We start from the raw sequence: 24,804 nt of genomic DNA, 5'->3' as shown, positions 1-24,804 counted from the left end.
GTCGGGAAGGAGTTCCACGATGGGGCGAGTCACCGTTCGTCGCCCAGTGGTCACGTTTTCGCGACGAACGCACCGCACGCGGATCGACGCGCTGGCCGCCGAGGAGCCGTTGGAGCTGCGCGTAGGGGGTTCGGCGCTGACCGTGACCATGCGCACACCCGGTCACGACGTGGAGCTCGCGCACGGCTTCCTGCTCGGCGAGGGCGTGATCGGGGGCCTGGCCGACGTCTCGGTGGCCCGGTTCTGCGAGGGCACCGGCCCCGACGGGCTGAACACCTACAACGTGCTGGACGTGACGCTGGCCGACCACGTGCCGCCGCCCGACGCGAGCGTGGAGCGCAACTTCTACACCACGTCCTCGTGCGGGGTGTGCGGCAAGGCCGCGCTCGACGCGGTGAAGCTCAAGACCCGCTACTCCCCCGCCGACGACGCCGTCCGCGTCGACGTGGACGTGCTGACCGGGATGCCGGACGCGTTGCGCGCGAAGCAGAAGGTGTTCGCGTCCACCGGGGGCCTGCACGCCGCCGGACTTTTCACCGCATCAGGTGAAGCTCTGGTGGTGCGCGAGGACGTGGGACGGCACAACGCCGTGGACAAGGTGCTGGGCTGGGCGCTGCTCCAGGACCGCGTGCCGCTGGCCGGGACCGTGCTGATGGTGTCCGGTCGGGCGTCGTTCGAGCTGGTGCAGAAGGCCGCGATGGCCGGCGTGCCGGTGCTCGCGGCGGTGTCCGCGCCGTCGTCGCTGGCCGTGGAACTGGCCGAGGAGCAGGGCGTGACCCTGGTCGGGTTCCTGCGCGGCGACTCGATGAACGTGTACGCCGGGGTGGAACGGATCACCGCTTGAGACCGCTCGACGGTGTGCTGGTCGTCAGCCTCGAACAGGCCGTGGCCGTGCCCTACGCCACCCGCCTGCTGGCCGACCTGGGCGCACGGGTGGTGAAGGTCGAACGCCCGGACGGCGGCGACTTCGCCCGGCACTACGACCGCGCGTGCGGCGAGGTGTCCTCGTACTTCGCGTGGACCAACGTCGGCAAGGAGTCGCTGACGCTCGACCTGAAGAACCCCGCCGGCCGGGAAGTACTCGATCGGCTGATCTCCGGGGCGGACGTGGTGCTGTGCAACCTGTCGCCCGGCGCGGCGCGTCGAATGGGTGTGGACGCCGACACGCTTCGCTCCGAACGCCCCACGCTGGTGGTCGGCGAGCTGTCGGGCTACGGCGACGGCGGCCCGTACGCGCAGCGCAAGGCGTTCGACGCGCTGGTGCAGTCCGAGGCGGGCCTGGTGGAACTCACCGGAGAAGGTGACGTCACCGCCCGAGCCGGCATCTCGGTGGCCGACATCGCCGCCGGGGTCCAGCTCCAGTCCGCCGTGCTCGCGGCCCTGCTGCACCGCAGCCGGACGGGCGAGGGCAGCACGCTACGGCTGTCGCTGTTCGAGGCGATGGCCGAGTGGATGCACCAGCCCATGCTGTACGCGGCGGGCACCGGGGCCGCCGCGCCCAGGACCGGCGCGCACCACCCCAGCATCGCCCCGTACGGACCGTTCCGGTGCCGCGACGGCGCCGTGCACCTCGCCGTGCAGAACGACCCGCAGTGGCGGCGGCTGTGCGCCGTGCTGGGCAGGCCCGACCTGGCCGACGACCCGCGCTTCGGCACCGTCACCTCACGGGTCGAGCACCGCCCCGCGCTGCACGCCGAACTCGACTTCAGCGGGTGGACGGCCGCCGACCTGCTCGACGCCCTGGACGAGGCCGACGTGCCCGCCGCACGCACCCGCAGCGTCGCCGATCTGCCCGACCACCCGCAGCTCGCCGCCCGCGACCGCCGGACGCGCGTGCCGGTGCCGGGCGGGGAGGCGACCATGCTGCGCCCGCCGGTCGATTCGACCGGATGGGACTGGGCGCCCGGCGCGGTGCCGGCCCGCGGCGAGCACACCGACCACGTGCTGCGCACGCTCGGCTACCAGGCGGAACAGATCGCGGCACTCCGGGCGCAGTCGGCCATCTAGGCGAAACACCAGGCACGTTCCGCGCGATGGGACTTGCGGGGTCATCGCTGGGGGGGACATGGTCAGCAGGCGAACAGTGCTCGGCGCGCTCGGCGCGACCGGGCTCGCCGTCACCGGCACGGCAGCCGCGCTCAACGGACAGGCGCCGATCGGGGAGGCGTTGCGCCGGGTGCTGGGCGTGGCCGGTCCGGTGCCCGCCGCGAAGCGGCCCGTGGTGCACGCGGATCGCGTCTACTCGCGGCTGCGGGGCCGTGAGGTCGACGTGGTGACGATCGTGCCGCCGGGCGTGTCGACGGACGGCCTGCCCATGTCGATCCTGCTGCACGGACGGCACGGCAACGCGCGCCAGGCGGCCGTCGGCGGTATGCCGGAAGCCCTGGTGGCGGCCGTGAGCCGGGGCTCGGTGCCACCGTTCGGGTTCGTCGCGGTCGACGGCGGCGACCACTACTGGCACGAGAACGTGCCCGGCGACGACCCGCTGGGGATGCTGCTCGAAGAGCTGCCCCGCTGGCTGGCCGAACGCGGCCACCGCACGCCGTCCGCGTGCACCGGGGTGTCCATGGGCGGCTTCGGCGCCCTGCTGTACGCCCGGCGGCGCAACGAACGCCGTGATCCGGTGCGAGCGGTCGCCGCGATCTCCCCCGGCCTGCTCACCTCGTGGTCGGAGATGGCCAAGCGCAAGGCGTTCACCAGCCAGGAGCAGTGGGCGGCCCTGGACCCGCTGCGGAACCTGGACAAGCTCGGCGACGTCCCGATCGGCGTCTGGGTCGGCGACCACGACCGGTTCATCGAGGGCAGCCGCAGGTTCATCGCCGCCGCCAAGCCGGCCGTCGCGTCGGTCACGCCCGGCGGCCACGACGACGTCTTCTACCGCAAGATCGTGCCGGACGTGATCAGGTTCCTGGGCAGGCGGATCAGCGCGGGGTGAGCGGTGTGCGGTCGCTGCGGACCCACTTGAGCACCGCGCTCCACGAGCCGTAGCCCGCGTCCACGTTCAGGTGCGCGCCGCCGACGACGACGTCGACGTCCAGCCGCAGCGCCTCCGCCAGTTCCTTGCCCTGCTCCAGCGAGCAGTACGGGTCACCCTCGCCCACCACCAGCCGCGTCGACACCGCGGCCCGCCGCACGGCGGTCGGGTCCAGCGGCACGTCGAGGAATTCGGTGATCAGCGGCTCGCCGGTGAACCGCGGGCTGGGCGGGGCCACCAGCAGCACCCGGTCCACCCGCAGCGCCGGGTCGACCTCGCCCGCCGCGTGGTGCAGCCAGAGCAGGCACGCCAGCGAGTGCGCGACCACCACCCGTTCACCCGATCGAGGGGCGACCGCGAGGTGTTCCCGCAGCTCGGCGAGCCAGACGTCGAGCTGCGGGGCATCCGGGAGGGTGAACTGGGGCAGGTCCACCTGCCCACCGCGGTGGGCGAGTTCGCCTGCCAGCCAGTTCTGCCAGTGCGTCGGCCCCGACCCTCCCAAGCCGTGCAGGAGGAGCGCGTACGGCAGCGACAACGCTCAGGCCGACTTCTCGCGACGCTCCCGGCGGGACGGCTGCCGGGCCACGATGGTCGGGTTCACGTTCTCCTTGACGGTCTGCTCGGTGATGACGACCTTGGCCACGTCCGTGCGGCTCGGGATGTCGTACATCACCGGCAGCAGGACTTCCTCCATGATCGCCCGCAGGCCGCGCGCGCCGGTGCCGCGCAGGATCGCCTGGTCCGCCACCGCCTCCATCGCGGTCTTGGTGAACTCCAGCTCCACACCGTCCATCTCGAACAGCTTCTGGTACTGCTTGACCAGCGCGTTCTTCGGCTCGGTGAGGATGCGGACCAAGGACTCCTTGTCCAGGTTCGTGACGCTGGCCACCATCGGCAGCCGCCCGATGAACTCCGGGATCAGCCCGAACTTGATCAGGTCCTCGGGCATCGAGTCGGCGAAGTAGTCCGCCGCGTCGACCTCGGCCTTGGTGCGTACCTCGGCGCCGAAGCCCAGCCCGCGCTTGCCGACCCGGTCCTGGATGATCTTCTCCAGGCCCGCGAACGCGCCCGCCACGATGAACAGCACGTTCGTCGTGTCGATCTGGATGAACTCCTGGTGCGGGTGCTTGCGCCCGCCCTGCGGCGGCACCGAGGCCGTCGTGCCCTCCAGGATCTTCAGCAGCGCCTGCTGCACGCCCTCGCCCGACACATCGCGCGTGATCGACGGGTTTTCACTCTTTCGAGCGATCTTGTCGACCTCGTCGATGTAGATGATGCCGGTCTCGGCGCGCTTCACGTCGTAGTCCGCCGCCTGGATCAGCTTGAGCAGGATGTTCTCCACATCCTCGCCCACGTAGCCCGCCTCGGTCAGCGCCGTGGCGTCCGCGATGGCGAACGGCACGTTCAGCATCTTCGCGAGGGTCTGGGCCAGGTAGGTCTTGCCGCAGCCGGTCGGGCCGAGCATGAGGATGTTCGACTTGGCGAGTTCCACGCCGTCGTCGCGCCCCTCACGCCCGCGGTCGCCCGCCTGGATGCGCTTGTAGTGGTTGTAGACCGCCACCGAGAGCGTCCGCTTGGCCTCGTTCTGGCCGATCACGTACTGGTCGAGGAATTCGTGGATCTCGGCGGGCTTGGGCAGCTCGTCGAGCTTGACGTCGCCTGCCTCCGCGAGCTCTTCCTCGATGATCTCGTTGCAGAGGTCGATGCACTCATCGCAGATGTAGACACCGGGGCCGGCGATGAGTTTTTTCACCTGCTTCTGGCTCTTCCCGCAGAAAGAGCACTTCAGCAGGTCGCCGCCGTCACCGATACGCGCCATGACCGCTGACCTCTGTCCCCTCCGGCGCACGTCCTGGTGACGTGCGCCTGACTACTGGTTGGCATCCGCCCGCTGGGTGCGGGGTCCGCCCGTTCCCCTCGACGGTACCTGGCCTACCCGCCTGTGCGGGAGGACCAGCGTGCCCCCGACACACCGAACCGGGCAGGACCCCTGGTGGGTTCGGCGTGTCGGGCGTCACGCGGAGTTACTTGGCCGAAAGCTTGCGGTACGGCAGGACGCTGTCCACGATGCCGTACTCGCGCGCCTGCTCGGCGGTGAGGATCTTGTCGCGTTCGATGTCCGCACGCACCTGCTCGGCACTCTTGCTCGTGTGCTTCGCCAGCGTCGTCTCCAGCAGCCTGCGCACCCGCTGGATCTCGTTGGACTGGATCTCCAGGTCGGAGACCTGCCCGTAGACGCCGTCGGTGGCGGGCTGGTGGATCAGGATCCGCGAGTTGGGCAGCGCGTGCCGCTTGCCGGGCGTGCCCGCCGCCAGCAGGACCGCGGCGGCGGAGGCGGCCTGGCCCAGGCAGTAGGTCTGGATGTCCGGGCGGACGAACTGCATGGTGTCGTAGATGGCCATCAGCGAGGTGAACGAGCCACCCGGCGAGTTGATGTACATCAGGATGTCGCGGTCGGGGTCCTCCGACTCCAGCACGAGCAGCTGGGCCATCACGTCGTTCGCCGACGCGTCGTCCACCTGCACGCCGAGGAAGATGATGCGCTCCTCGAACAGCTTGTTGTACGGGTTGGACTCCTTGATGCCGTAGCTCGTGCGCTCGACGAACGAGGGGAGCACGTACCGGGACTGCGGCGCGTGGAACTGGCTCACTGGTTCTCTCCTGGTCCTGTGCTGCCCGGTCAGTTGCTGTTCGCCTGGCTGGCGCGGGTGATCACCTTGTCCACGAAGCCGTACTCCAGGGCCTCCTGGGCGGTGAACCAGCGGTCGCGGTCGGAGTCGGCGATGATGCGCTCGACCGGCTGGCCGGTGTGCTGCGCGATCAGCTCGGCCATCTCCTGCTTGGTCCGGGTCAGCATGTCCGCCTGGATCGCGATGTCGGCCGCCGTGCCGCCGACACCCGCCGAGGGCTGGTGCATGAGGATGCGGGCGTGCGGCAGTGCGTGCCGCTTGCCGGGCGTGCCAGCGGAGAGCAGGAACTGGCCCATCGAGGCCGCCAGGCCCATCGCGTAGGTGGCCACGTCCGGCTCGATGAGCTGCATCGTGTCGAAGATCGCCATGCCCGCGGTCACCGAGCCGCCGGGCGAGTTGATGTAGAGGGTGATGTCCTTCTCCGGGTCCTCCGCCGCGAGGAGGAGGAGCTGAGCGGTGATCTGGTTGGCGATGCCCTCTTCGACCTGCGACCCCAGCACGATGATCCGCTCGCGGAGCAGGCGCTCGTAGACCGAGTCGTTGAGGTTCATCCCCGTGGACGACCGCATCTCGGGCGTCGCGAAGAAGTGCTGCGTCACGTCTGCCTGCCTAACTTTGCCGAAAAGAGTCTCGTACCAACGACCTTAACGAAGGCGGGCGGCGTCGCCTTCCCGACACCGCCCGCGTTCGCTCAGGGCTTCAACTCCGGTGGAGATTCGACGGGTTATGCCGTCGGCTCGGTCGCCGATTCCTCGGCGGGCTTCGTCTCGCCGAACAGCTCGTCCAGGTCGAGCGCGTTGCCCGAGGCGTCCGTGACGGTGGCCTGGCGCACCACGGAGGCCAGCGCCTTGCCGCGCCGCACGTCGGCGAAGATCGCGCCGAGCTGGCCGGACTGCTGCGCGCGCTTGACGTACTCGTCCGGGCTGATGCCGAACCGCTGCGCCTGGTAGATGATCCGCTCGGTGAGCTCGGAGTCGGAGACGCTGAGCTGCTCGGCGTCCGCGATGGCGTCCAGCACCAGCTGCGTCTTGACCGCCTGCTCGGCGGCGGTGCGCACCTCGGTGTCGAACTCCTCCTTGGTCTGGCCCTGCTCGGCCAGCCACTCGGCGAAGCGGTTCTCGTCGTGGTCGAAGGCGTGCACGGCGTCGTGCGCACGGGCCTCCACCTCGCCCTGCACCACGGCCTCGGGCAGCGGCACCTCGACCGAGGCCAGCAGCGCCTCCAGCACCTTGTCCCGCGCCTGGACGCCCTGCTGCATCTTCTTCACCCGGCCCAGGCGGACCCGCAGGTCGTCCTTGAGCTCGTCCAGCGTGTCGAACTCGCTGGCCAGCTGGGCGAAGTCGTCGTCCAGCCCGGGGAGCTGCCGCTCCTTGACCGTGTTCAGCACGACGGTGACGTCGGCCTCGCGACCGGCGTGGTCACCCGCCACCAGGGTGGTGGTGAAGCTCTTCGACTCGCCCTCGGACGCGCCGACCAGGGCCTCGTCGATGCCCTCCACCAGCTGGCCGGAGCCGATCTCGTAGGACAGGCCGGCGGTCTTGGCCTCCTCGACCTCCTCGCCGTCCACGGTCGCGGAGAGGTCGACGATGACGAAGTCGCCCTCCTTCGCGGGGCGGTCGACGCCGGTCAGGGTGCCGAAGCGGGCGCGCAGCTCGTCCAGCTGGGTGGTCACGTCGTCCTCGGTGACCTCCTGCTCGTCGACGCTGACGGCCAGTTCGCCGAACGCGGGCACGGTGATCTCGGGGCGGACGTCGACCTCGGCGGTGAACGCCAGCGACTCGCCGTCCTCGATCTTCGTGACCTCGAAGTCCGGCCGGCCCAGGGTGCGGATCTCGCCGGAGCTGACCGCCTCCAGGTACTTGGCCGGGATCGCCTCCTGGACGACCTCGTCCAGGACGGGCGCGCGGCCGATGCGGCTCTCCAGCACGCGGGCGGGGGCCTTGCCGGGGCGGAAGCCGGGGATGCGGACCTGCTTGGCCAGCTTGCGGTAGGCGCGGTCGAAGTCCGACTTGAGCTCGTCGAACGGCACCTCGACGTTGATCCGGACCCGCGTCGGGCTCAGGTGCTCGACGGTGCTCTTCAACGTGGTCTCCTCGTAACGGGCAGGACGTGCGGAACACCCCGGAAACGCTCTGCCGGGCGCCGGGATTCCGCATGAGTCTAGGCGGTGGGCCCCGGACCGGCGGCCGGCACCCCGGACTGTCCCGTGCGGGCGGCGGTGCGGGACATCGACCGCCGCCCTGAACCGGTTCGACTTCGCGGTCCGTGTTCGGTCGCCGCTGCCGGGTTGGCCGCCGAGAGTCGGACGTCGAGAAGTTGGCGCCGAGGAGTTGGTCGCCGGCGGGTCGGCCACTGATGGATTGACCGCCGCGATCGCGTTCGGTGGCAGCGGTTCACGTGCGGATTTCGCTTCGGTTCACGCGTCGGTCGACTTCGGCATCGGAACGCGGTCGTCGACGGATGCGGCTTCGGTGTTCGACTTCGGCGTCGGTGCGCGGCTCAGGCGTCCGAGGCCCCGCCCCGACATTCAGTGTTGGTGCCGGCGTCCGAGGGTGTGATTCGCCACCGCGTTCGCCACCGCGTTCGCTTCCCTGCCGGACAGGGCAATCAGCGGTTCATCGAGGCCATTCCCGAGCCGGCGCGGCGAGATTCGGCGTTCGGCGTAATCGCTATTTTTGCATTCCGTTCACATTTTCACTCTTGCGGGGCAGCGGGCCGGCGTGCGGGCGCTCGGCCCGGGTCGACGGCGGCCGGACGGGGCGGGACGGGCGGCGAGCGCGGTCGGCGGACGGCGGCGAGCACTCTCCGCATCAGTGCGGAAAAGGCGTGGCAAGCAGCGTGTCATCCTGCCGCCGGCTACTGCGTCGGTTCGGCCGTAACCATGCCGCCCAATGGGCGTCTCGACACCCCTTGCACTAGACCGTTCGAGTGAGGAGAAGCCGCGATGACACTGTGAACCGCGGCATCGCGGAGCGGAGCCAAGACGGCCAGGTGTAACACGGATGCCGTAGCAGCGACTAACACTCGGCAACCAACACCGAGGGGAGGTTCCGCGCATGGGGTGAATTGAGGCCGTTTGGAGTAGTGGTCGACAGAAAACTTTCACTTGTCGAGATGACTCCACTCGCCGTAGTCCATTAGTGTGGGTTTCAGGTAGCGTGGCGCCCGGACCCGCACCGCCGGACCACGAAATAATTCACGTTGTCGGACGTTCTGGGGGGTCAGCAGCGGACGCCACCGGCAACCGGGACCAGAGGGACGAGCGAAAACAATGTCATCGAGCTCTTTAACCACCTACCAGACAAGGTGCCGATGACCCGATGAGTGCCATTCCGCCGCTGCCGAACAGTAACCCAGGACCTGCCCCCGACGCCGGCTCCCCGGAGCACCGCGCCGGACTACGACAGGTCTTGGCAGGAACACGAGACCATCGGGTACCGCCCCTCACGGCCGAGCGGCGATGTTGATCAGCACCGAGCTGCGTCCGGACACCCGGCGCAGCTAGATCAACTGCCGCCACGCAACGAAACCCACGACGCCCGTCCTACCCCGGTCGCTCGTGGATCACTTTCACGCACCGTTGGGGAGCTCCATGGAGACACGTCAGCTTTTGGCGTTCACAACTGTGGTTCAAACGGGCAGTTTCACCAAGGCAGCCGCCACGCTGAATTGCTCGCAACCCACCATAACCACCCGGATCAAGGCACTCGAAGAGACCCTTGGCGTGCCGTTGTTCCGCCGACTCCCGCGCGGGATCCAGATGACCTCCGCCGGGGTCGAACTGCTGCCGTTCGCGCGCAACATCATCACGTTGACGGACAAGGCGCGAAAAGCCATCACGATGAACGGCGAGCCGCACGGCAAGCTGGTCATCGGCAGCGCGCAGAGCTTGACCGACTACCGACTGCTACCACTGATCGAGTACATGTGCTGGCGGTACCCGAGCGTCCAGATCTCGCTGCACTCGCGCAACACGCAGACGAACCTGTCGTCGGTGCGCGAAGGCAGGCTGGACTGCGCGTTCTTCATCGGCTCCGTGGAACCCCGCGAGGGCTTGGAGACGACCGTGCTGTGCCCGGAGCCGCTGGTCATGGTCGCCGGACCGACGCACGCGCTGACGAGGCGTTCCGTGATCACCGAGGATGAGCTGCGCGGGAGCACCCTCATCCGGGCGGAGAACGGCGCCAGCTACTACGAGCAGTTCGAGCAGGCGCTCGGCCTCCAGGAAGCGGAGGCCAAGTCGCCGGTGCTGGCGCTGGACTCGATCGACGCCGCCAAGCGCGCGGTCGCCTCGGGCCTGGGGATCTCGTTGGTGCCCGAGGTGACGGTCGCGGCGGAGCTGGCCGACGGAAGGCTGTGCAGGCTGCCCTGGGTTCCGCCGTTCCGGGTGTACACCCAGTTCGCGTGGCGCCAGGACAACTCGACCAACCCGTCGGTGACGGCGTTGGTGTCGGCCGCGGCGCAGGTGGTGAGCGAGCAGGTGGCCACGCCTGCCTGAGCAGGGCAGAACCTGGGGAACGCCGTTCTTGAGCGCCCATGGCGCGGTGTGCTCAAGAACGGCAGGCAGGACCGGACTTGGTTGCGCGGCCCCCACCAGACCCAGGGGGCCGCGCCGACCGTCGGGGCGACAGGATTTGAACCTGCGACCCCCCGCTCCCAAAGCGGGTGCGCTACCAAACTGCGCCACGCCCCGGTCACCAACACCCTATCGCGACACGCTAAGCTGATCCCGCGCCCACCCCTGGTGGACGCGACGCGGGTGTAGCTCAATGGTAGAGCCCCAGCCTTCCAAGCTGGTCATGCGGGTTCGATTCCCGTCACCCGCTCTCCGAACTTCCAGCAGGTCAACAGCGGTGCCACCCTGGTTGGGGTAGCACCGCTGCCGTGTCTCTAGGACCCGTCGTGCGATTGGCGTGCGATTAGGACCGCTTCCGCCTCGCCGCCTTGACCCGCTTGCTGAGCTTCCCGGCGATCTCCCGGTCCCGCTCGCTGGTCGCGTGCTGGTAGATCAGCGCGGCCCTCATGCTCCCGTGCCCCATGCGGTGCATCAGCTCCCGCGTGCTGGCACCGGCCGCAGCGGCGAGGTTGTTGCCGGTGTGCCGCAGGTCGTGGAAGTGGAAGCCCTTCGGAAGTCCGGCCCTGTCCACGGTCTTGATCCACTTCACGCTTCGGTGCCAGTTGCCACGCTTGAGCGGTGCACCCTTCTCCCCGGTGAAGATCAGCTCCTCTGGCCCGGCCTTCACGAACGCCATCAGGTGCCGCCGGAAGTCGTCCACGAGGATGTCGGGCAGCGCCACCGTCCGGAACCCGGCCGCAGACTTCGGCGGACCTTCCACGAGCTTCCCCGAGCTGAGCTGGGCGAGCCGCCTGGGCACCCGCACGGTCGGGCCGTCCAGGTCGACGTCACACCGCCGCAGCGCGATCAACTCGCCCCACCGCAGTCCGGTGAAGGCTGCCGCGAGGATCAACACCCGGAACCGAGGCGGGACCGCCTCCGCGAGCGTGAACACCTGCTCGATGGACGCCACGGGACGCTCAGGAGCCTTCTCTTGGTCCGCGCCCTTGATGCGGCACGGGTTGCGCTTGATGCGGTGGTCGTCCAAGGCGGTGTTCATGATCGCCCGCAGCAGCCGGTAAGCCTTGGCGGTCGTGGTCTCCGATCGGCCGTTGTCGAGGAGGTTCGCCCGCCAGGTGCGCACGGCCGCCGGCGAGATGTCGGTCAAGAGCCTCGCCCCGAGGAACGGCGCGACGTGCAGCCGGAACAGCCGCGCGTACTCCTCCCGGGTCCGAACCCCGAGGTCCCGTTCCTTGATCCACCGCTCGCCGTACTCCTTGAGCGCGATCTTCCCGAGCAGCGGATCAACCCACTCCCCGCGCAGGAGATCCGCTTCCACGGTGGACAGCCAAGCGGTGGCATCCGTCTTCGTCGGGAACGTCTCCGGCGCGTTCCGCCGCTGTCCATCCGGCCCGAGGTAACTGGCCTGGAACCGCTTGGACGGCAACTTGCGGACGTGCCCGAACTGCCTGTGGTTCTTCTTGTTGGCCATCAGGCAGCACCCCGCACAGCCTCAACCCGACCGGCGTCGATGAACGCATCCACGTCTTCGCGCTTCAGCCGAACGTGTCGCCCGAGGTGGTGGAACGCGATCCGCCGCTCAGCGATGAGCCGCCGGACGAACCGGACCGTCGTGTTCATGTACTGCGCCGCCTCCGGCACAGTGAAGTGCTCAGTCATGCCCTGTCCCCCTGTTTACGCAGCTTGCGGAGTTGCCGAATGGTTGGGAGGACTGGCCGAGGCGAGCAGCGCCGCCGTGTACTCGGCCTTCCATCGACGCCTCTCCGCGACCGCCCGCAACAGCAGGTGTGGCCTTGGGGGCACGTTCGGGTCACCGGGCTGCACGTTGTTCCAGACGACCCGCTTCGGCTGGTCGTCCCCGGTGATCCCCACGTCGGCAAGCAATTGCCGAACGAATTCCTTGCGGTCGTGCTTGTGGTCCGCCAGCGACTTGCCCGACCACTTCCGCGACACCAGCACCCGCCGCCCCGCGACACCGAGCGTGGACCGCTTATGCGCCTTTCCCTTGCACTTGCCGGGCTCCATCGAGACCCGAGCCCCACGCGGCTGGACTCCGTACAGCAACCACACCGGGCACTGCGGCGAGCAGGGCGCAACAGCCAGCTCCGCACACAACCTCTCCGCGTGCTCCTCCTGGCGGGCCGTCTGGGCATCGAAGCACTCGCCGATCGACTTCGTGAGGTACTTCGTCAGGTACCCGATGTGGCGGCCAGCCTCTTCGGTCCCGCCGAGGATGCCCTTGGAGTGCACCTGCACCCCGAACCGCGCAACGTGGGCAGGCTCGTCTACCTGGTCCAACGCTTGCTCCCAGGTAGGCAGCGCCTCCCGCGTGCCCGGGTCCACGAACCCCTTGACCCGCGCATCCCACACCGGCAGCGAATCCCCGCCGTACTTCACCTCGTCATGGCTGGGCCACCACACCTGGTGGTAGGTGGCTTCAGCGACTGCCCGCAGCTCCGCCCGCGAGATTGACCCTCGGATAGCCGCGTGCCAGTGCGGCGCCAGCCGACGCTGAGGCTCGACGGTGGAGAAGTACTGGACATCCCACCCGACACACCGCCGCAGGTTCTGCACGAACCGGTCCAGCAGCGCCGCGAAGTGCACCGCGTCCCGAGCCGCCCGCCGGTAGTCGTAGGTGGCCGGGTCAACCGGGGTGCCGTCACTCCGGACCTTGCCGTAGCTGTCGAGGGTCAGCGTCAGGAACGTCGAGGGCTGGTACTTGCCTCCGAACACGCGCCCGACTGTGCGCTTCTGCACCGGCCGCCGAGGCAGGTTCGGCGCATCCTGCCGCCGCCGCGTAGACCGCTTCCGCACAGCCCGAGGCCGAGCATCCAGCGCCGGAAGCTTCCCGCGGACTCCCATCAGCCGCAGCTCAGCGTCAACGCCCGCGACCTCCTCCCGAACCTCCTCCGCCCCGGCTTCGTCGTCCTCCTCCACGGCCTGGCGGTACGCCGTGACCAAGTCGGCCCGGTAAGCCGCCAACGCCCGCTGATCCTCGCTAGGAGCGTCCGGGGTGAAGTCGGGCTCGTCCGTCAGGTGCCACCCCTCCCGGCACTGTGCCATCCGCAGCCGCCGGTTCTTCTCCGCACAGGTGGGGCACACGCTGGCCACCGTCGAACCACAGGCAACGGGGACGATGTCCACCCGCCCGGTGTCCAGGTCAACTCGTTCCTTGGCCAGTGGCCGGACGCAGACGCCGTGCTCCTCAGCCACGGCCCGAGCCACATCCAGGGCCGCCGGCTGCTTCATCCGATCGGCACGAGTCAGGTACTCACTCATGCCGCCGCCTCCCCAGCACCATCCGGCCGAGTCGGGAAGTCGTGCACTGTCGCCGGGGCGAGGAACACGCCTAGCTCAACCAGGTCCGCGTCCGTGACGTGGAAAGCCCGAGCCCGATCCGGCTCCCGCTGCCCATCCGTCTTCACCCAGGCCACACCGGGCGTGTTCTCGCTGATCTCGTGCGCCGCCGCGCCCCGCTGGCGGACACCGTCCCCGAGGACCATGTCCACCTGTTGCGGCTCGTCCAGCCGTAGCGCCACCCGCGTGGTGAACAGGTGCCGAAAGCCGACTACCTCCTTGCGCGGGTCCTGCACCAGGCCAACCACCGCGTACCCCGGCGCACGGCCCTGCGAGGTGATCGTTTGAATCGCCCGCGCCGCCCGCTCCCGCAGCTGCTTGTCCGGCTGGTAGGCGATCAGGTCCGCCAGCTCGTCCACCACCAAGACCGTGAACGGCTCTCCCGTCGATCGCGCCCACAACCGACGGATGCCCCGGTACCTGGTAGCCCGCTCCTTGACCTCAGCGGCGATCTCTTCCAGCAGCGCGACGGCGTCCGGCCCGTTGTCGTAGACGACCCGGTCGAAGGCGTCCGGGCACTGCCCCAGCTCCATCCCGCCCTTGGGATCGATGCCCACCAGCCGCACCAGGCCCGCACGGACCGCCGGGGCGAGCTGCCACACCAGCGACCACAACACCGAGCCCTTACCCGCGCCGGGCACGCCGACCACGAGCACCTGCGAGCCGAGCAGCCGCAGCCGCCAGGGCTTGCCGTTCTCCGTCCGCCCGACCGTGACCCGCCGCAGGTCCACTTCCGCCGAGTCCGCCAGGGCCGGGATGGGCAAGGGCCGCAGCAGCGGGTCACGGTGCACGAAGTCCAGCTCAACCACCCTCGGACGCAGCACCCGCACCCGGCAGGACCGAGCACCGAATGAGTGCGCCAGGCCCTCTCGCCGCAGCTCCCAGGCTTCCGGCGACTGGGCCGGGATCATCCGCACCCGAACCCGGTCCCGCCATCCCTCCGACCTCACCCGCCGCAGCACCGGGCGGTGCTCACGCCCCCGAGCGTCCTTCGACAGCTCAGCCAGCCGCACCACCGTCCGCCACCGAGGCACGTACACCGTCGCCCGCCGCCACTCCGTCACGACCCGGTACCAGCAGTGCCGCAGGAACGAGTCCCGCGCCAGCCCGTACCAGACCGTCAAGGCACAGACCAGCGACAACACCGCCAGAACCAGCGGCGAAAGCCCAAACCGCAACCAGCACCAGGCCGCCAACGCCGGCACCAGCGTGACCACCGGGTACCGAACGACGAGGAGCACCAGGCGCACGACCAACACGACCGCCAGCCACACCAACGCCAGCAGCGCCGCGAGCCACTTCGCCCTGCCCGGCAACAACATCCACCACGGCACCCGAGGCCGCACACCCTCGAACGGAGCCGGATCGACCCACTTCCCGCCGTTCATCGAGCACCGCCGAAGTCCAACTCCAGCGCCCCGACACAGCGATCGCACTCCGTCTGCCCGACCAGCAACCGCGCGAACCTCTTGCACTTCGCGCACCGCGTCCGGGTGACCCACTCTGGCGCACGCTTGCGCCCATGCTTTACCGTCATCGCTGTTCACTCCGAGTCGGTGTGGACAACGCAGGAGCGGCAAGGTTGGTAGCCGGTGTCCGCTCCTGCGCCTCACGAAACCATTGCGCCGCAACAAGTCGTGCGGCATCGCCACGTGACCCACCAAGATCACGCGCTCTGTCTAAACAGGACTAGGGGACGTCACTCAGCCTTGAGCGCTTCCCCCTTCTCACGCTCACGCTTCGCCCAGTACATGGCCTCGTGGTGGTGTCCCCGGTCGATCTCCGCGACCTGCCGATACACCTCCGCCGACCGCAGGTAAAAGGTCCGCCACCGCGACAGCGCCGCATCCGGCGCGGGCATCACCTTCCCCAACGCCTCATGCGCGTCCTTCAGCGTCCGCACCGCGAAGGCGGCCTCCCAGGCGTCAGGCTTCTTCCGCTGCGCCATCACCCGCCCCCTCCGCCAGCGCGTGACGCCCACCGGCCGAGTCCAGCCGATCGGCCACCTTCCACGCCTCGCGGGACAGCTCCCGGCAGAACCGCGCCAGGACTTCCCGCCCGCCTGGAAACGGTGGAGTCTGGACCGTCAGGTTCACCGGGTCGAGATACACAACCAGCGTCGGCATTCCGTTGACCATCACCAAGGCAGCCGCCGCTTCGCGCCCCGGCGTAGCGACCATGTGCAAGCTCATGCCTTGTCACCACCCGCAGCCAGTGCAGCCGCCGCCTGGTCCAGCGCAGCGCGAAGCCGGTCCAACGCTGCCCGGTCAACGACCAGCACGGCCGGGAACGCCTTACCGAAGCGGATCTCCACCCGGTCCGCGTACGCGAGCGGCACCGGCCGGATCGGCAGGTCAGCCGTCACGTGCAACCGCACCATGTCCGCCACCACGCGGTCACGCGGCCTTGGACGTGGTCTTGACGACGACCGGCTTCATGGCCGACGCCCGCAGGCTGTACCCGAGCTTCGCCCGGCACCGGTGCCGCTCACCCCCGTGACTGCCCCGGCAAGCCTTGTCGTCAATCCAGGGCGTGACCGTCAGCCCCTCGAACACCACCGGCCGCACGTCCGTCCCCGGAATCGCCTCCGGCGGAACCGGCTGGTGAGGTGCGGCGATCTTCACCGTGACCACCGCGTCCGCCTTGCGCTCCGCCGCCTGGTCGATCACCAGCACCGACCACACCAACAGTCCGGACTCTTTGTCCGTCTCCTGCTGAACCGGCAACCCCTTCGCCCGCTCCTCAGCCGACTGGAACTTCAGCACCGGCTCAACACCCATCACCAACGCACCACGCGGGAAGACGAAGTCATGCGTCGTGGGGAGCCTGCTCCCACCCGTGATCGCCACCGTCGTACTCCTCTTCAACGGCGTCGGCCGGACCGTCTGCCCGGCATCTCGACAACGACCACTCTCCGCAAATCAGCGGGACGCAAGCACCGCATAGCGGGACTTCTACGGACGTCTCCGCTAGCTTGAAGACGTCCCTACTCGTCTCCACACGGAGGTCCACATGGCCAACGAACGCCTACGCGAAGCCCTCCTCCGCAACGGCCTGGACCTCGACCACGTGGCCCGCGCGACCGGCGTGGACCCCAAGACCGTCGAGCGGTGGATCACCAAGGGCCGCATCCCCTACCCTCGCCACCGCCACACCATCGCGTCGATGGTCCGCGAGACCGAGAACTACCTCTGGCCCGACGCCGTGGCCACCGAGCGCAAGGCGGAGATCGCCGAATCCGAGGTGGTCAAGGTCTACCCGCACCGCAACAACATCCCGGCCGACCTTTGGGACCGCCTCCTCAACGACGCCACCGAACACATCGAGGTCTTGTCGCTGGCCGCTCTTTTCCTGGTCGAACGCCCCACCTTCGCCAAGGAGCTACGCACCAAGGCCGAGAACGGCACCCGCGTCCGCCTCCTGTTCGGCGACCCCGCCGCCCGCGAGGCCGCCCGTCGCAGCGAGGAGGAGCAGCTGGGCAAGGGCACGGTCGCCGCCCGCATCCGCAACGCCCTGGCCTTCGTCCGCCCGCTGGCCGAGGTCCCCGGCATCGAGGTTCGCCTACACAAGACGACCCTCTACAACTCCGTCTTCCGCTTCGACGACGAGATGATCGTCAATACCCACGTCTACGGCTTCCCCGGTGCCCACGCCCCCGCACTCCACCTGCGCCGCCTGTCCGCCGGCGACCTCTTCGAGACCTACTCCGAGAGCCTGGAGACCGTCTGGGCAGGCGCGAAGCGCGCCACCTTCTGACAAGGTCGAACCATGACCAGGACCGACTACCTCAACGATCCGAACGCCCCGAAGCCGAACAGCATCCGCGTAGCCGTCAGCGCCATCGTCCAGGACCCCACCGGACGCCTCCTCATGATCCGGCGCACCGACAACGACAAGTACGCCATCCCCGGCGGCGGCCAGGACGTAGGCGAAACCCTCGCCCAAGCGGTCGTGCGCGAGGTCGAGGAGGAAACCGGCATCCACGTCGAGGTAACCGGCCTGGTCGGCCTGTACTCCAACCCCAACCACGTAATCGCCTACGACGACGGTGAGGTCCGCCAGGAGTTCTCCATCTGCTTCCGCGCTCAACCCATCGGAGGTGAGCTGCGCACAAGCAACGAATCCAAAGAAGTCCTCTGGGTAGAGCCTAACCGCCTACCCGACCTAGACATCCACCCATCAATCCGCCTACGCATCGAACACGGCCTAAGCAACCGCACCGAACCCTACTTCACCTAACCTCGACGCCAGCGGCCCGCAATCGAGCCTCCGTACGTTCAACCGCAGCAAGCAATTCAGGCTCCGCTTGGCGGATGGAGCTTGTCACTAGGTCTCCCGGTCCATATCGCTCTTGGATCTCAGCAATTCGACCGTGAACGCTAATCATGCCGCCATCCGGTCCAGTCGTCATGTCCGCCCACCACAGGGCGTCTCGGAGTGGTGTCTGCTCGTCCACCCACTCTGCAAGTTGCGAGGAAAGCCCGCGAAGCCTCGCCTCACCCATCGCACACGAGTGGTGCGCAATAAGCGCACAAAGACGATCGGGAAAGCCCATTCTTCGCAAAAACCTAGCGCCATCAAGAGCATGGAGACCAGTATCAACCAATTGAGGGGCGTAACCGATATCATGCAAATATGCAGCCGCAACAAGTAGGCGAAAATCCGAGCCCTGAAGCACCTTGCCGCACCACAATACCCTAGCGGCCACACCGCGCACATGGGACCACCTGCGCGGCAAATGCGACAGATAGCGACGAGCCACGTCGTAGGCCAAGGCGTCCAGTAGCACAGCTAAACCTCTGGCTTGCTTCTATATTCATCACGCGAAGCGCCCGGTATCCAAGCAGGGTTAGTCTTCCGCAGCACATCGCCTCTAACGAGGTCAGCATCGAGCGATTTCAGAATCAAAGCGAAGAGAAATACCAGACGAGCGAACTTTACAACAGCCACGCATAGTGCCACCTCGAATATCCACTCAGAAGCACGTGGACCGTCTTTCGAATCGACCGCCATAGCGACAATACAGAGAATCGCACACGCAAGAAGCCACGAGATAATGCTTACCCAGTTCTTCCGCAGAGTAGCGCCATAGCGTTTACGAATCTGAGCGATCAGTCGACTGGAGGCGCCACCATACTGAGTTACTCCATTACCGGCAAAACCCGCGATAAGCGACATGATTCCTGCGCCAGCTGCGTATATTGCGAGCCGTTGCTGCTGATCCGCCCAAGACAAAATATTTCCATGCTTGAAGTGGTAGACGAGGAGGACATGGCCACCGACCACCATCGCGGCCGTAGCGAGATCAGCTGCAGGATGGTTGGACCAGAAGTCCAATACGGATGCCCTCACTCGCGAAACGAGCCCTCGCTCATTCGACACGTTCGGCATCTCATGCCACCCTTCAACCGCGAGCCGGGTCTACCAGGTAGACTCTACCGCCCACCACCGACAAGATCATTTTTAAGAGTCGGCGAGGTCAACCCTAAGCTTCTCCGCCGCCTTGTTTATCGCACTGATTGCCGAGGGGATCCGGACCGGATTTCCTTCTTTGTCGGTAACACTGACGTTCATCTTGGTAGCCAGAAGGTGATTTAGGAAGTCAACCTTTTCGATATGCGGCTTCCCCTTGCTATCATAGTTTACAAGTTCCACCACGGCTCGCGAAAAAGGCGCACGGATCATAGACTTTGCCGTCCGCACTATACCCATCCGCTCTTCTCTACGCTCTTCATCAACCCGCCCCTTCGCTCGTATAGTCAACTCGATATCAACACTTCCATGAGACTCTTCGATGTCCTTCAGAACGCTATAAAGACCGCTCTGAGTCCCGATCGAGCTGACATGATCTTGGTCAAGACGGACAGTCAGGAGCTTCGCTTCCTCGGCCGCCCGGATCTTGTCCAATGCCCGCTTGCTCACAAGTGGCACGATCGCGACTTCACCTTGAAACATTTTATGAGCATTGATCCAACGCTCCATTGAGCCTACCCGCGAAGAGCCGTTCGAGCCCAGAACGAAGCCGAAGATATTAGAATTCGGCAGAAACTTGGCGATCGACAACTCGACGTAAGGGTTAGCAGCATTTGACTCAATGTCAATGAACGACTCGGTCGAAATATCAAATGACGATACACCTTCCTCTACGAGGCGAACCAGAATGAAATGATCCTCCTCCTCGTAGGTGTATACGCGCCCCCAATGATCCACTCCTGCAACAACATGCTTGCAATCAGCCGCAGGCTGCTTAGCCAAGTCGGCAAGGATCTCCGGCCATGGGTACGGTTGCGCTAGGCGTGTGCCGTCCTGCGCCACCACCTCAAAGAACTGCACCGTCTTCTTCTTTGTCCTCGTGATCACAGCGCCTCCGAAGATCTGTTGGACACCAAGACCTACTGCCGAATTCTCCTCTACGGGATCAAGGCGCGCCGCCTGCGGCAGCGCGTCGGCGGTCTGGACTCACGTTGGCACCGACTCCCCGCATCACGGCACGCCGGGCTCCCGCTTCGCTCCGCCCGCCGGCCGTGCGCGGAGTCGGTGCATGTGGCCGGGGCGGCGGCGCTTTGACTAACGGGCGCAGGTCCCTACAGCTTCGGCAGCTCGCCAGTCGGGACGATCGCGCGGTTACTCGACTCAGTCGGGCTGGGCACGGCGATCGGCTGCCGCGACGGCTTCGCCGCCTTGCCACCGCTTCGTCAGTGCTTGTCGCGAGGGGGGTTCGGGTCGTTCCCCTTCGGGGAGGTGTCCCGGGAGCGGATCCGGCCGTCGCGGCCATGAATGATCGCGTCACCGCCGGTGTTGGCGACGATCTCACGCGCCCGTGCCGTGGCTTCGGCCTGCGTGTCGAAGTGGCCGCTTGCCCGCGCAGCATCCGGCTTCCGCACGTCCCAACCACCCTCGGGGTTGGGAACCACGTGCCGATCGTCGTCACCCATAGCGCCTCCTTGAGCATGGAGCCAGCGTCGGTAGTCCAATCGACGCCCCATGCCTACGCGCTACTCGGACGGCGTGTTCTTCACCCGAACGGCCGCAACCTCTGATGACGTTCTGTTTGTGTCGAGGGTCAACTCGCCAGGACGAGGGCGCCTTGGCAGTCGCCTCGGGCGCACAACGAGTAGCCTGCACGCTCAGCGAGCCACGTGCGATTGACGTGCGATTAGCCCAGGTCAAGATGGGTCAACAGCGGACAACCGGAGCCAGGTCAAGCGCAGGTGAGCAGCGGTGAGCTGGGGTTGACGCCGCACTTCCAAGCTGGTCATGCGGGTTCGATTCCCGTCACCCGCTCTGGTCTCTTCTCGCCGGTGGATCGCTCGCGGACCGTCCTGTGTGGACGGCGCGCCGGCCTCCGGGGAAGCACCTGCCGGTCAGGTCCGAGATCACACATCATGGACCCATGCGACTCGGTCAGATCGTGGTGGACTGCCGCCGGACGGCGGAGGTGGCGGAGTTCTGGGGCTCCCTGCTGGGTGGGACGCCGGTCGAACGACCCGACGGGTGGACGTACGTCGAGCCGCCGGGGTGGCCTCGTCTCCTGTTCCAGCCCGTTCCCGAGGCCAAGACGGTGAAGAACCGGTTGCACCTGGACGTCGTCGTCGACGACATTCCCTCCGCCACAACGGAAGCGGTCGGTCTGGGGGCTGTTGTGGCGGGTGACGTGATGACCGATGAGCACGGCAGTTTCAGGTCATGCTCGATCCTGCGGGCAACGAGTTCTGCTTCGTAACGGGTTGACCCGGCTAAGAGATCACCGCGCGCCACAGGACCTCGCCGAGACGGACCGCCAGCAGCACCATGAGGAAGCCGATGGTGAAGGTCACCAGGCATCTCAGGATCACCCGCAGTTTCGAGCGCGTCATCGACCAAGTGTGCGCCCTACGATGGCAGTGTGACCGCCGATTGCCTCTTCTGCCGCATCGTTGCGGGCAGCGTTCCGGCGCGTGTTGTCCACCAGACGGACACCGTGCTCGCGTTCCACGACATCAACCCGCAGGCGCCGACGCACGTGCTGGTGATCCCCAAGGAGCACCACCGGGAGGTCGGCGACCTCGACCCACTGACGGCGGGCCAGGTGTTGCAGGCCGCGCACCACGTGGCGAAGGCCGAGGGCATCGCCGAGGACGGGTACCGACTGGTGTTCAACACCGGGCGGGACGGCGGGCAGACCGTGTTCCACGTGCACTGCCACGTGCTCGGTGGTCGGCGACTGACCTGGCCGCCCGGGTAGCCCCCGCCCTGCGTGGGCCGGCGACACGCGGTAGCGCTCTGCCCGATGACGGCCGGGCGCGGTCACGGACGGCAACGTGCCGGCGTGTCACGGTGCTGCGGCGTCGAGGACCGCTAGCCGGTCGCGGCGGCGACGGCTGCCCGGAGGGCGTGCGCCACGGCCTCGTCACCCTCGATCGACAGCCCGGTCACCGGGGCTCGTCCCCACAGCCACAGGTCCACGGCCGAGGCCGAGCCGGTCACCACCACGGCCGGGTCGGCGGCCGGGCAGAAGTCCACCACCTGTTCGTGCAGCGCGACGGTCCACTCGCGGCCCGGTACGCGCAGTGTGACCGCGCGTCCGCCGGCGTGCGCGCCGGGCGGTAAGTGGCAGCCCAGCCACAGCTTCAGCACCTCGTCGATGCCGTCGGCGGCCAACGCGGGCTCCAGCGGTGCGGCCAGGCCCACCGCCGCCTGCGCGTCCACCCGGTGCACGGCCGTCTCGTGGGCCATCCGCCTCAGCCAGAACCCGAGCGTGCGGTCCCACGGGCACCAGGTCGCGGCCGGTTCGGACGCGCGGGCCGGGTTCAGCACCGCGATCAGCGACGCCGCGCCGATCCGGTACCAGTCGACGGGGTCCGCGCCGTTCGGTTCGCGTGGCCACTCGGTCGGCCGGCTGCCGCGGGTGACCCACCGGGTGACCAGGCGGTGCACCGAGCCGACGTGCCGGACCAGCTCGGTCACCGTCATGCCGGGGCAGGCGGGCACCAGGCGGTCCCGTGGCGCCAGGTCCGCCGCCACCGCGAGCGCCGCCGCCTCGGTCCTGAGTGCCCTGCCCAGCGCGTGTGCATCCATCGGCGAAGCATGTCCGAGCGCGCGCGCCGGCCGCGACCCCTGAAATCGAATCGCGTCTGCCCTGCCGGCGGCGTATCAACAACCGCATGGCGCTCACCCTCCGCACTTTGGACCACGACGAGCTCGGGCCGTTCCAGCGAATGGTCGACAACGCGTTCCTCTCCGACGCCCGCGAGGAGTTCCTCGAACGGTGGCGAGGTCTGTTCGAACCGGAGCGCCACCACGCGGTGTTCGACGGCGACGAGCTGATCGGGGGCGGTGGCATCCAGACCCGCGACCTGACGCTGCCCGGCAGCGGTCCGCAGCCGGTCGCGGCGGTCACGTCGGTGGCCGTGAAGCCCGGTCACCGCCGGCGCGGCGTGCTGACCAGGGTGATGACCGCCCAGCTGCACGGCATGCACGAGGGCCCGCAGGAGGCGTTCGCCGCGCTGTGGGCGTCCGAGGCGGGCATCTACGGGCGGTTCGGCTACGGCATGGCGTCCGAGTTCACCCGGCTGTCCGTGCCGCGCGGCGCGGCGTTCCGGCCGGGCGTGAGCACCGGTGACGTGCGGGTGCGCGAGGTGCTCGCGGACGAGGCGATGCTGTTCATGAAGGAGGTGTACGACCGGATCCGGCCCGGTCGCACCGGCTGGCTCAGCCGCAGCGACGCCAACTGGCTGCACCAGTTCGCCGACGAGGAGCGCGACCGCGACGGTCTGACCGCCTACCGGTACGTGCTGCACCCGCAGGGGTACGCGGTGTACCGGGTCAAGCACGACTGGCCGGAACGCGGACCCCGCAACGAGCTGCACGTGCGCGAACTGGTCGCGGAGACCGACGAGGCGTTCGCCGCGCTCTACCGGTACCTGCTGGACGTCGACCAGGTCGGTGAGCTGAAGTTCTTCACCGCGTCCGACGACCCGTTGGTGCACCTGCTGGCCGACCCGCGACTGGCGTTGCGCATGCGCAGCGACTCGTTGTGGGTGCGGATCGTGGACGTCGACCGGGCGCTGCCGCTGCGCCGGTACCTGTCGGACGTGGACACCGTGCTGGACGTCGACGACTCGTTCTGCCCGTGGAACGGCGGTCGCTGGCGGCTGACGGTGAAGGGCGGCGAGGCGTCGGTGCGCCGGTCGGACGAGGCACCGGACGTGGCCGTGGACATCCAGGCGCTCGGGGCGGCGTTCCTCGGTGGGACGCGGCTGTCCACGTTGGCGCGCGGGCAGCTGGTGCGTGAACTCACACCGGGTGCCCTGAACCCCCTGTCACATGCGTTTTCCGGCGACCGCGAGCCACACTGCCCGGAGGTGTTCTGACCGTTTCGGGAACCTCTGGGGCATTGCGGTCCGTTCACCGGGCATGAAGGCCGTCGCAACGCCGGGAGGTACCCCGTGAACGCCACCGTCGTGGTGCTCGTGCTGCTCGTCGTGGTGATCGGCGGCGGCTGGTACCTGGCGAAGACCCGTGCCGCCGCGCGGCAGCGTGCGCTGGAGGACGCGCAGGCCGACGCACGGCGCTGGGTGGAGCGGCTGGGCGGGCAGGTGATGAGCCTGACCGGCACGGACGTCGCGTCGAGCCAGGCGCTGGCCGACGCGTCCGAGCGGTTCACCGCGGCCGGGTCGCAGATGGAGCAGGCGCGGACCGAGGAGCAGTGCCGGCTGGTGACGCAGACCGCCATGGAGGGCCTGTACTACGTGCGGGCCGCCCGGACCGCGATGGGGATCGACCCCGGCCCGGAGCTGCCCGACCTGAACGGGCAGGGGCGTGCGGGGCAGGTCTCCGAGGACCGGCGGGTCTCCGTGGAGGGTCACGACTACGCCGCTTCGCCGCGACCGGGCTCGGGCACGCCGCACTACTACCCCGGCGGCGTGGTCGCCGGTCGGCCGGTGCCGCAGGGCTGGTACAGCGAGCCGTGGTGGAAGCCCGCGCTGGTGGCCGGTGCCTGGGGCGTCGGGACGTTCCTGCTGTTCGACGCCATGTTCTCGGGGATGGCCGGTGTGTCGCCGGACGCCTTGAACGCCGCCTACGCGGACGGGTACTCCGATGGGGCGGGCGCCGAGGACGGCGGTGGTGGTGACGCCGCCGGTGACGGCGGTGGCGGTGCGGGTGGTGACACCGGCGGCGACTGGGGTGGCGGCGGTGACTTCGGCGGGTTCGACTTCTGACGAGCC

The 24,804-nt window shown here is 68.2% G+C and carries 28 protein-coding genes and 2 tRNA genes; 11 read left to right on the top strand and 19 right to left on the bottom strand.

The features are described 5' to 3' along the window. Nucleotides 1-19: 19 nt before the first annotated feature. The 3 genes from fdhD to FHS29_RS21255 are packed head-to-tail and all read left to right on the top strand — an operon-like array spanning nucleotide 20 to nucleotide 2,935. Nucleotides 20-844 carry a formate dehydrogenase accessory sulfurtransferase FdhD gene (fdhD, locus tag FHS29_RS21265; protein WP_184693003.1) on the top strand — a complete coding sequence of 275 codons (825 nt, stop codon included), beginning with the start codon at nucleotides 20-22 and terminating at the stop codon, nucleotides 842-844. Further along, a complete protein-coding gene (locus tag FHS29_RS21260; protein WP_184693001.1) occupies nucleotides 841-2,007 on the top strand; it encodes a CaiB/BaiF CoA transferase family protein in 1,167 nt (388 codons plus the stop codon). Before fdhD ends, FHS29_RS21260 begins: the two co-directional genes overlap by 4 nt. A gap of 58 nt (nucleotides 2,008-2,065) precedes the next feature. Continuing rightward, a complete protein-coding gene (locus tag FHS29_RS21255; protein WP_184692999.1) occupies nucleotides 2,066-2,935 on the top strand; it encodes an alpha/beta hydrolase in 870 nt (289 codons plus the stop codon). Here FHS29_RS21255 and FHS29_RS21250 read toward each other — a convergent pair. The 5 genes from FHS29_RS21250 to tig form a co-directional block, all read right to left on the bottom strand. Next, nucleotides 2,922-3,509, bottom strand: a complete 588-nt coding sequence (locus tag FHS29_RS21250; RefSeq protein WP_184692997.1) for an RBBP9/YdeN family alpha/beta hydrolase — start codon at nucleotides 3,507-3,509, stop codon at nucleotides 2,922-2,924. The genes FHS29_RS21255 and FHS29_RS21250 overlap by 14 nt on opposite strands. Before the next feature lie 3 nt (nucleotides 3,510-3,512). Further along, nucleotides 3,513-4,793: an ATP-dependent Clp protease ATP-binding subunit ClpX gene (gene clpX / locus FHS29_RS21245; RefSeq protein WP_184692995.1), complete on the bottom strand. Its 1,281-nt coding sequence runs from the start codon at nucleotides 4,791-4,793 to the stop codon at nucleotides 3,513-3,515. 205 nt (nucleotides 4,794-4,998) lie between these two features. Further along, complete coding sequence (locus tag FHS29_RS21240; RefSeq protein ID WP_184692993.1) at nucleotides 4,999-5,625, bottom strand: ATP-dependent Clp protease proteolytic subunit; 627 nt, start codon at nucleotides 5,623-5,625, stop codon at nucleotides 4,999-5,001. Nucleotides 5,626-5,654: 29 nt separating this feature from the next. Further along, nucleotides 5,655-6,233, bottom strand: coding sequence for an ATP-dependent Clp protease proteolytic subunit (locus FHS29_RS21235; protein WP_184693367.1), 579 nt, complete (start codon nucleotides 6,231-6,233; stop codon nucleotides 5,655-5,657). A gap of 155 nt (nucleotides 6,234-6,388) precedes the next feature. Beyond that, complete coding sequence (gene tig / locus FHS29_RS21230) at nucleotides 6,389-7,747, bottom strand: trigger factor (protein WP_184692991.1); 1,359 nt, start codon at nucleotides 7,745-7,747, stop codon at nucleotides 6,389-6,391. Nucleotides 7,748-9,256: 1,509 nt separating this feature from the next. Between tig and FHS29_RS21225 the strand changes: the two genes are divergently transcribed. Further along, a complete protein-coding gene (locus tag FHS29_RS21225; RefSeq protein WP_184692989.1) occupies nucleotides 9,257-10,162 on the top strand; it encodes a LysR family transcriptional regulator in 906 nt (301 codons plus the stop codon). Between the two features lie 121 nt (nucleotides 10,163-10,283). Here the strand turns inward: FHS29_RS21225 and FHS29_RS21220 are convergent. Next, a tRNA-Pro gene (locus FHS29_RS21220) sits at nucleotides 10,284-10,357 on the bottom strand. Nucleotides 10,358-10,419: 62 nt separating this feature from the next. Between FHS29_RS21220 and FHS29_RS21215 the strand changes: the two genes are divergently transcribed. After that, nucleotides 10,420-10,490, top strand: a tRNA-Gly gene (locus tag FHS29_RS21215). Nucleotides 10,491-10,583: 93 nt separating this feature from the next. On the opposite strand, the gene FHS29_RS21210 is transcribed toward FHS29_RS21215, so the two are convergent. From FHS29_RS21210 to FHS29_RS37735, 8 genes are all read right to left on the bottom strand, one after another. After that, nucleotides 10,584-11,711, bottom strand: a complete 1,128-nt coding sequence (locus tag FHS29_RS21210; RefSeq protein ID WP_184692987.1) for a tyrosine-type recombinase/integrase — start codon at nucleotides 11,709-11,711, stop codon at nucleotides 10,584-10,586. Continuing rightward, on the bottom strand, nucleotides 11,711-11,899 hold the full coding sequence (locus tag FHS29_RS21205) for a helix-turn-helix domain-containing protein (protein WP_184692985.1): 189 nt from the start codon (nucleotides 11,897-11,899) through the stop codon (nucleotides 11,711-11,713). The genes FHS29_RS21210 and FHS29_RS21205 overlap by 1 nt, the downstream gene beginning before the upstream one ends. A gap of 15 nt (nucleotides 11,900-11,914) precedes the next feature. After that, nucleotides 11,915-13,519, bottom strand: a complete 1,605-nt coding sequence (locus FHS29_RS21200) for a replication initiator (RefSeq protein WP_184692983.1) — start codon at nucleotides 13,517-13,519, stop codon at nucleotides 11,915-11,917. Next, nucleotides 13,516-14,985 carry an FtsK/SpoIIIE domain-containing protein gene (locus FHS29_RS21195; protein ID WP_184692981.1) on the bottom strand — a complete coding sequence of 490 codons (1,470 nt, stop codon included), beginning with the start codon at nucleotides 14,983-14,985 and terminating at the stop codon, nucleotides 13,516-13,518. Before FHS29_RS21195 ends, FHS29_RS21200 begins: the two co-directional genes overlap by 4 nt. 311 nt (nucleotides 14,986-15,296) lie before the next feature. Further along, a complete protein-coding gene (locus FHS29_RS21190; protein ID WP_184692979.1) occupies nucleotides 15,297-15,545 on the bottom strand; it encodes an AMED_5909 family protein in 249 nt (82 codons plus the stop codon). Continuing rightward, a complete protein-coding gene (locus FHS29_RS21185; protein WP_184692977.1) occupies nucleotides 15,523-15,789 on the bottom strand; it encodes a hypothetical protein in 267 nt (88 codons plus the stop codon). The genes FHS29_RS21190 and FHS29_RS21185 overlap by 23 nt, the downstream gene beginning before the upstream one ends. Then, a complete protein-coding gene (locus FHS29_RS21180; RefSeq protein WP_221456348.1) occupies nucleotides 15,786-15,977 on the bottom strand; it encodes a hypothetical protein in 192 nt (63 codons plus the stop codon). The genes FHS29_RS21185 and FHS29_RS21180 overlap by 4 nt, the downstream gene beginning before the upstream one ends. A 16-nt stretch (nucleotides 15,978-15,993) precedes the next feature. After that, nucleotides 15,994-16,446, bottom strand: a complete 453-nt coding sequence (locus FHS29_RS37735; RefSeq protein ID WP_221456347.1) for a hypothetical protein — start codon at nucleotides 16,444-16,446, stop codon at nucleotides 15,994-15,996. 163 nt (nucleotides 16,447-16,609) lie between these two features. On the opposite strand from FHS29_RS37735, the gene FHS29_RS21170 reads away from it, so the two are divergent. Then, nucleotides 16,610-17,353 (top strand): DUF5919 domain-containing protein, encoded by a 744-nt coding sequence (locus tag FHS29_RS21170; protein ID WP_184692975.1) that lies wholly within the window; start codon nucleotides 16,610-16,612, stop codon nucleotides 17,351-17,353. 12 nt (nucleotides 17,354-17,365) lie between these two features. Next, the gene (locus FHS29_RS21165; RefSeq protein ID WP_184692973.1) at nucleotides 17,366-17,836 is read left to right on the top strand and encodes an NUDIX hydrolase; all 471 of its coding nucleotides are present in this window, start codon (nucleotides 17,366-17,368) and stop codon (nucleotides 17,834-17,836) included. Here the strand turns inward: FHS29_RS21165 and FHS29_RS21160 are convergent. From FHS29_RS21160 to FHS29_RS21145, 4 genes are all read right to left on the bottom strand, one after another. Then, the gene (locus tag FHS29_RS21160; RefSeq protein WP_312865039.1) at nucleotides 17,829-18,314 is read right to left on the bottom strand and encodes an HD domain-containing protein; all 486 of its coding nucleotides are present in this window, start codon (nucleotides 18,312-18,314) and stop codon (nucleotides 17,829-17,831) included. The genes FHS29_RS21165 and FHS29_RS21160 overlap by 8 nt on opposite strands. 74 nt (nucleotides 18,315-18,388) lie before the next feature. Next, complete coding sequence (locus FHS29_RS21155; RefSeq protein ID WP_184692969.1) at nucleotides 18,389-18,988, bottom strand: hypothetical protein; 600 nt, start codon at nucleotides 18,986-18,988, stop codon at nucleotides 18,389-18,391. Between the two features lie 72 nt (nucleotides 18,989-19,060). After that, nucleotides 19,061-19,930 carry a hypothetical protein gene (locus tag FHS29_RS21150; RefSeq protein ID WP_184692967.1) on the bottom strand — a complete coding sequence of 290 codons (870 nt, stop codon included), beginning with the start codon at nucleotides 19,928-19,930 and terminating at the stop codon, nucleotides 19,061-19,063. 362 nt (nucleotides 19,931-20,292) lie between these two features. Beyond that, nucleotides 20,293-20,532: a DUF2188 domain-containing protein gene (locus FHS29_RS21145; protein WP_184692964.1), complete on the bottom strand. Its 240-nt coding sequence runs from the start codon at nucleotides 20,530-20,532 to the stop codon at nucleotides 20,293-20,295. Between the two features lie 458 nt (nucleotides 20,533-20,990). On the opposite strand from FHS29_RS21145, the gene FHS29_RS21140 reads away from it, so the two are divergent. After that, nucleotides 20,991-21,320 carry a VOC family protein gene (locus FHS29_RS21140; protein WP_221456346.1) on the top strand — a complete coding sequence of 110 codons (330 nt, stop codon included), beginning with the start codon at nucleotides 20,991-20,993 and terminating at the stop codon, nucleotides 21,318-21,320. A 162-nt stretch (nucleotides 21,321-21,482) separates the two neighbouring features. Next, nucleotides 21,483-21,821 (top strand): histidine triad nucleotide-binding protein, encoded by a 339-nt coding sequence (locus FHS29_RS21135; protein ID WP_184692962.1) that lies wholly within the window; start codon nucleotides 21,483-21,485, stop codon nucleotides 21,819-21,821. A gap of 113 nt (nucleotides 21,822-21,934) precedes the next feature. Here FHS29_RS21135 and FHS29_RS21130 read toward each other — a convergent pair whose 3' ends face one another. Further along, on the bottom strand, nucleotides 21,935-22,654 hold the full coding sequence (locus tag FHS29_RS21130) for a maleylpyruvate isomerase family mycothiol-dependent enzyme (protein ID WP_184692961.1): 720 nt from the start codon (nucleotides 22,652-22,654) through the stop codon (nucleotides 21,935-21,937). Between the two features lie 86 nt (nucleotides 22,655-22,740). Here FHS29_RS21130 and FHS29_RS21125 point away from each other — a divergent pair, with 86 nt between their 5' ends. Then, a complete protein-coding gene (locus tag FHS29_RS21125) occupies nucleotides 22,741-23,949 on the top strand; it encodes a GNAT family N-acetyltransferase (RefSeq protein ID WP_184692959.1) in 1,209 nt (402 codons plus the stop codon). Nucleotides 23,950-24,024: 75 nt separating this feature from the next. After that, nucleotides 24,025-24,798 (top strand): hypothetical protein, encoded by a 774-nt coding sequence (locus FHS29_RS21120; RefSeq protein WP_184692957.1) that lies wholly within the window; start codon nucleotides 24,025-24,027, stop codon nucleotides 24,796-24,798. Nucleotides 24,799-24,804 lie beyond the last annotated feature (6 nt).

The organism is Saccharothrix tamanrassetensis (assembly GCF_014203665.1).
In the GTDB taxonomy this organism is placed as follows: Bacteria; Actinomycetota; Actinomycetes; order Mycobacteriales; family Pseudonocardiaceae; genus Actinosynnema; species Actinosynnema tamanrassetense.
The sequence above is the reverse complement of the archived record's forward strand: the minus strand, read 5'-3'. Positions and strand labels throughout refer to the sequence as shown.

Bases quoted from the DNA above. Each gene is read 5' to 3' on its own strand.
- clpX (WP_184692995.1), bottom strand. From the start codon at position 4,793: ATGGCGCGTATCGGTGACGGCGGCGACCTGCTGAAGTGCTCTTTCTGC.
- FHS29_RS21145 (WP_184692964.1), bottom strand. From the start codon at position 20,532: ATGGGTGACGACGATCGGCACGTGGTTCCCAACCCCGAGGGTGGTTGG.
- FHS29_RS21210 (WP_184692987.1), bottom strand. From the start codon at position 11,711: ATGGCCAACAAGAAGAACCACAGGCAGTTCGGGCACGTCCGCAAGTTG.
- FHS29_RS21195 (WP_184692981.1), bottom strand. From the start codon at position 14,985: ATGAACGGCGGGAAGTGGGTCGATCCGGCTCCGTTCGAGGGTGTGCGG.
- FHS29_RS21205 (WP_184692985.1), bottom strand. From the start codon at position 11,899: ATGACTGAGCACTTCACTGTGCCGGAGGCGGCGCAGTACATGAACACG.
- FHS29_RS21140 (WP_221456346.1), top strand. From the start codon at position 20,991: ATGCGACTCGGTCAGATCGTGGTGGACTGCCGCCGGACGGCGGAGGTG.
- FHS29_RS21200 (WP_184692983.1), bottom strand. From the start codon at position 13,519: ATGAGTGAGTACCTGACTCGTGCCGATCGGATGAAGCAGCCGGCGGCC.
- FHS29_RS21125 (WP_184692959.1), top strand. From the start codon at position 22,741: ATGGCGCTCACCCTCCGCACTTTGGACCACGACGAGCTCGGGCCGTTC.
- FHS29_RS21190 (WP_184692979.1), bottom strand. From the start codon at position 15,545: ATGGCGCAGCGGAAGAAGCCTGACGCCTGGGAGGCCGCCTTCGCGGTG.
- FHS29_RS21155 (WP_184692969.1), bottom strand. From the start codon at position 18,988: ATGCCGAACGTGTCGAATGAGCGAGGGCTCGTTTCGCGAGTGAGGGCA.
- FHS29_RS21255 (WP_184692999.1), top strand. From the start codon at position 2,066: ATGGTCAGCAGGCGAACAGTGCTCGGCGCGCTCGGCGCGACCGGGCTC.
- FHS29_RS21170 (WP_184692975.1), top strand. From the start codon at position 16,610: ATGGCCAACGAACGCCTACGCGAAGCCCTCCTCCGCAACGGCCTGGAC.
- FHS29_RS21225 (WP_184692989.1), top strand. From the start codon at position 9,257: ATGGAGACACGTCAGCTTTTGGCGTTCACAACTGTGGTTCAAACGGGC.
- FHS29_RS21130 (WP_184692961.1), bottom strand. From the start codon at position 22,654: ATGGATGCACACGCGCTGGGCAGGGCACTCAGGACCGAGGCGGCGGCG.
- FHS29_RS21185 (WP_184692977.1), bottom strand. From the start codon at position 15,789: ATGAGCTTGCACATGGTCGCTACGCCGGGGCGCGAAGCGGCGGCTGCC.
- fdhD (WP_184693003.1), top strand. From the start codon at position 20: ATGGGGCGAGTCACCGTTCGTCGCCCAGTGGTCACGTTTTCGCGACGA.
- FHS29_RS21235 (WP_184693367.1), bottom strand. From the start codon at position 6,233: ATGCGGTCGTCCACGGGGATGAACCTCAACGACTCGGTCTACGAGCGC.
- FHS29_RS21180 (WP_221456348.1), bottom strand. From the start codon at position 15,977: ATGGTGCGGTTGCACGTGACGGCTGACCTGCCGATCCGGCCGGTGCCG.
- FHS29_RS21165 (WP_184692973.1), top strand. From the start codon at position 17,366: ATGACCAGGACCGACTACCTCAACGATCCGAACGCCCCGAAGCCGAAC.